The sequence below is a fragment of the Streptomyces sp. NPDC001852 genome, assembly GCF_042891825.1.
In the GTDB taxonomy this organism is placed as follows: domain Bacteria; phylum Actinomycetota; class Actinomycetes; order Streptomycetales; family Streptomycetaceae; genus Streptomyces.
This window is the reverse complement of sequence record NZ_JBIATN010000099.1, coordinates 1-1,131: the sequence shown is the minus strand read 5'-3', so window position 1 is coordinate 1,131 and position 1,131 is coordinate 1. Positions and strand designations below refer to the sequence as shown.

General features: G+C 67.6%; 1 protein-coding gene. It reads right to left on the bottom strand.

Annotated features, from left to right (window positions below):
- On the bottom strand, positions 1–1,070 hold a 1,070-nt coding region (locus ACFYZB_RS46770; protein WP_388768290.1), incomplete at its 3' end, for an alpha/beta hydrolase.
- Between the last annotated feature and the right edge of the window lie 61 nt (positions 1,071–1,131).

The window sequence follows — 1,131 nt, the reverse complement described above, 5'->3', positions numbered from 1 at the left end:
CGCCAGGTGTTGAAGTTGTGCCCGCCGCTCGGGAGGATGATCGACGAGATTCTGGTCACGTTCGTGTCCTGCACGCTCTTGATGAACCTGAGCGTGTCCTTGTAGTTGTGCTCACCGACCCGGCTGCTGGTGACGAGCAGCGACGTCTCGGGCGCGGTCAGGTGCTTGAGCGTCCAGAAGAGGTCGGATCGGTTCTGCAGGTCCTTGTTGCCGTGGAAGAGGTCACCGGTGGTGGGGTCGATCGGCGCCTTGTAGTAGGGCGACAGGCCCGCGGCGGCCGCGTAGGAACCCGGGTGGTGCATGGCGATCTTCAGCGCGCAGTAGCCGCCGGTCGAGTCGCCGACGATGCCCCAGCTGGCGGGCGTCTTGTCGACCCGGTAGTGGGCCATCACCGCATCGCGCAGGTCCTTGGCGAAGAACGTCTCGCTCTGCGGGCCACCGGGGACGTCCACGCACTCGGTGTCCCGCGGCGGCGCCACGGTCGGCCGCAGCATCACCAGGATCATCGGCTGCATCTTCTGCTGCCTGGCCAGCTGCCCCGCCGTGCTGGGGTAGTTCAGCTTGTTCACCAGCGCCTCGGCCGTGCCGGGGTACCCCGTGAGGACCACGGACACCGGGAACTTGCGCGCGTTGTTCTTCGGCTGGAAGTACTCGGGGGGCAGGTACACGAACGCCGGTGTGGTGAGGTGGGTCGTACGGCCGATGATGTCGACCTTCTGGACCTGCCCGGCCACCTGCGGCAGCGTGCTGCTCGCACCGATGACCTTGGAGGTGGCGACCACCTGGATGGGGCTGTCGGTGCCGCCCGCTATATGGTCGACGACCACCCCCGGGGCGTTCTCCTGGCCGAACAGGTCCGCCCAGCTGGCGTAGAAACCGAAGGCCTGGTTGGCGGCGAGGCCCACCGAGGCGAAGAGCGCCAGCTGGGTGGTGAGCAGCAGACCGACCCGCCCGCTGACGGCCCGCCAGCTCTGCCTGGCCAGCCGCGGCCACCACCACACCGTGCAGACGAACAGCAGCACGGCGAGGACGATCGCCAGCATCAGCACTTTGTTGCTCGTGAGTCCCATGGGCTGTTTCCTGCCTGCGCTTTCCGCCCGGCACCGCCCACGCTTGCTTGCGAAGGCTTGC